This window comes from Okeania hirsuta, from assembly GCF_003838195.1.
Lineage (GTDB): Bacteria > Cyanobacteriota > Cyanobacteriia > Cyanobacteriales > Microcoleaceae > Okeania > Okeania hirsuta.
Map to the genome: position 1 here is coordinate 1 of NZ_RCBY01000435.1, position 3140 is coordinate 3140.

Genomic DNA, 3140 nt, shown 5'->3' on the forward strand with positions numbered 1-3140 from the left:
CTTAGTTTTTGCTTTTTTTAATTCTCCCCTTATCAAGGATTCCATTTCGTCGCAGCTGGCCACTTTTGTTAACGTTTATTCGCTTCATTTTTTTTATTTGAGTCCTATGTTACGCTAAACTCTTGTACGAAGCCTAGGAAAGTAAGAGTTAGGCAAGCTCATCGATATTTTTAGTGCCTTCCCTGAATATATACATTTTTTGACTCTCGATTTAGCCTTTCTAGGTAATGGATATCATCTACTGTATCTGCTAGTTATATATCTATTAGGTATATATCTGATAGATATATATATTTACAAGAAAAAATTGATCAATGAGCAGAAAAAGTAAGACACGCTACTCAATACTTGTGATGCTTAGTATCCAACCCATGTCGGGGTATGACATGAAGCAATTCACAAAGGAGGTAATCTCTAATTTCTGGAGTGAGAGTTATGGACAGATTTATACGAACCTTAAACTGCTTGTTGAAGAAGGCTTGGTCAGTGCAAAGGAAGTAGAAGAGGGGAAAAAGCCTTATAAAACCGTCTACGAGATAACCGCTAAGGGAAGTCAGGTACTTGGAGAATGGTTATGTGCGCCCGTTTCAACACAAGTTCCCAGGGATGAGCTCTCCTTAAAGCTCTTTGTAGGTCCTTTAATTCCATTAGAAGTATCCCTGCAACACATTCTTACACATAGAGAGCAGCAAGAAAAACAGTTGGATGAGTTAAAGGAGGCCATAAATAGAATGGAGTTAGAAGTTTCGGATGAGCTTCCCTACAAGGCCTATTGGCTCTCGGGGAGCAGGCTGGGTATTTTGGTCCGTCAAGCCAAATTGGCCTGGTGCGACGAAATGGAATCCTTGATAAGGGGAGAATTAAAAAAAGCAAAAACTAAGCTATGAGAACAGCAGAATCCATGTATAAAAGAAGTTGGGCCAATTTTATTATAATGATTCCGATTGGGATGCGCTCTATGAAATAGTAAACAAATCAGAAGCAAAACCGGGAGATGAGGTTGAACTAAGCTTAAAAACTTTAAGCAGGGAAATTCACTATGGGAAATTTGAAATTGGAAAAGAAGTCAAGATTAGAGAAGGCGCCAGAGTAGTTGCAGTTGGGAAGGTAACACAGGTACTGAATCAACAGTTTGAAAGCTGGGACCTGGCCAGCTTTCGATCCTCCATTACAGATGCCTATATCCCCTATTCAGGCGACTTAATTGAAGGGTACAAAAGATTCTTTACCCACTACTTGATGGATGAGAATTTTTTCAATGGAATAGAAATAAGCGAATTTGAACATCCAACTAACATTCTTAACGTTAAACTCAGCAAAAAGGAAGATGCATTTTCGCCCGTATATCATTTTGTTACCAAACAATGGAGAGAACACTTGAAGTTGGAGATGGATAGGCTGAAGATTGATTACCAATTAAACCATGCCCTGAAATTGGAGAAAAGGAATATGCAATTTGCTACCTGGGGGGAAATCGACAAACGCTATATAATGGGAGAAATAATTGTCGAATAAAAATGGGAATGACAAGCTTTATATACGGAGTGATTGAGGAATATGGGTTAAACCTCAAAAAGTTGGAAGAAGTCTATGCCCACAATGAGGGCATAATTTCCGCGCTTCCAACTTCTGACTCCTGGCCCCCTCTTTCTAAAGGAATGTTTTCAATTACCAAAAACGATTCAGAACTTGAAGGACCAAATCTGGAGTATTGGGGTAGGATGATTCATTTCGCGGCTTGCCTAAAGTCAGTGGAATACGAATGGAGCGAATGGAAGGAAAAATTTGAGGAACTTCTTTTGCAAATGTATTGGACGCAAGCTCACGTTCATGTTAAAACAGAATACTCGGGCATTATATCCTTTTCATGGACCCTGGATTTGAAAAAGTGGTCCATCAGTGAGGAAGCTATCCGTCCGATTAAAAGAGAATTCTGGGATTTTGAAGGATGCAGACAATTGGGAAAGATAAAGCATCGCCAAAAATTCCTTGAAGGCATAAAAAGCGATTAAAGCACGTATCATGAAGAAAACCATCAACTTAATCATCTTTGGAATCTTTTTTATAGGCTGGGTCATTTATCCAATTTTTACCTGTACCCAGGAATATTGGATACTCCAAAATTATCCCTACGGGGAGAAATACAATGCTTTTCGCCTAAGCCATGGGTTCCTGTAATCAACCAGCAGATGGAGGCCTTCCAAATGCCCGTGAATAATCATTGGGGAATGATTTGGATAGACGAAGGGCAAACCAGCAAAGAGAATCCCTGATTCACCGAATCAAATTTATCCATGCTTCAGAAGATAGCGGGTGGAAAGGTGAAAATGACGCTTTCATTTATTTCCTAAACGATACAACCGATTATTCTTTAAAGATAGGCTCCGTACAATCAGGTGCTAACATACTTTTCGAATACACCTTTTCTAAAACAGATCGTCGGGAAATTGAGGATGATGGGAGATTTACAGAATATTCCGATAGCATATTGACTCAAAGGGAAGCCGACAGCATCATCAGGAGATGGAAAATAGAATAAGGGGTTAGGCTGACCTTTAGCTTGCCTTTGGAAATCAAGTTCGAAATTGACCTGAAAAACAAGACATTTTCGGTACTTGAACCTGCACTGCTAGCCTTATGAAAATCGAAACACCAGGATATGAATTGAAACAGAACCAGGGCCAGGGAAAGCTGGACTACACTCAAAAATTAGTCCGAGCAGTCTTTGCAAAAAATAGCATAGGTATGAAAAATATTATAACGGCAGGTATTTTACTCCTTTTGAGCATTCAATCATTCAGCTATCATTGGAGACATGTACCTGGGAAAAAGCTCTATAAAGACTTGAATAAAGCACTTAATTCGAAAGAGGATGTTTATAACCTTCAACTGTACAATGTAAATATCAAGGGCCAATTATCCGCCATTGGAAGTCTGGACAGTTTGCAGTTTCTTTCATTAACTAAATGCCGTCTAACGGAACTCCCTGACGAGATTTTTAACTTACCCAACCTAAGGACAATCATTCTCAACTACAATGACTTTGTTGAAATCCCAGCTAACATAAGCTACGCCAAGAAACTTGAATACATTGCCATCCATAATAATAAGCTCACTGCGATTCCTCCGGAAATAGGAAG

4 protein-coding genes are annotated in these 3140 nt (G+C 39.2%); all 4 read left to right on the top strand.

Annotation, left to right across the window (positions count from 1 at the left end; all coding sequences use genetic code 11):
• Positions 1–353 precede the first annotated feature (353 nt).
• Positions 354–887: a PadR family transcriptional regulator gene (locus tag D5R40_RS31440; RefSeq protein WP_282433692.1), complete on the top strand. Its 534-nt coding sequence runs from the start codon at positions 354–356 to the stop codon at positions 885–887.
• Between the two features lie 28 nt (positions 888–915).
• Positions 916–1515, top strand: a complete 600-nt coding sequence (locus D5R40_RS31445; RefSeq protein WP_124155769.1) for a hypothetical protein — start codon at positions 916–918, stop codon at positions 1513–1515.
• A gap of 2 nt (positions 1516–1517) precedes the next feature.
• Positions 1518–2012 carry a hypothetical protein gene (locus D5R40_RS31450; RefSeq protein ID WP_124155770.1) on the top strand — a complete coding sequence of 165 codons (495 nt, stop codon included), beginning with the start codon at positions 1518–1520 and terminating at the stop codon, positions 2010–2012.
• Between the two features lie 625 nt (positions 2013–2637).
• Positions 2638–3140, top strand: a 503-nt coding sequence (locus D5R40_RS31455; protein ID WP_134239651.1) for a leucine-rich repeat domain-containing protein, incomplete at its 3' end; no start/stop codon positions are given.

Coding starts and splice junctions, on each gene's coding strand:
- D5R40_RS31450 (WP_124155770.1), top strand. CDS start 1,518: ATGGGAATGACAAGCTTTATATACGGAGTGATTGAGGAATATGGGTTA.
- D5R40_RS31440 (WP_282433692.1), top strand. CDS start 354: ATGCTTAGTATCCAACCCATGTCGGGGTATGACATGAAGCAATTCACA.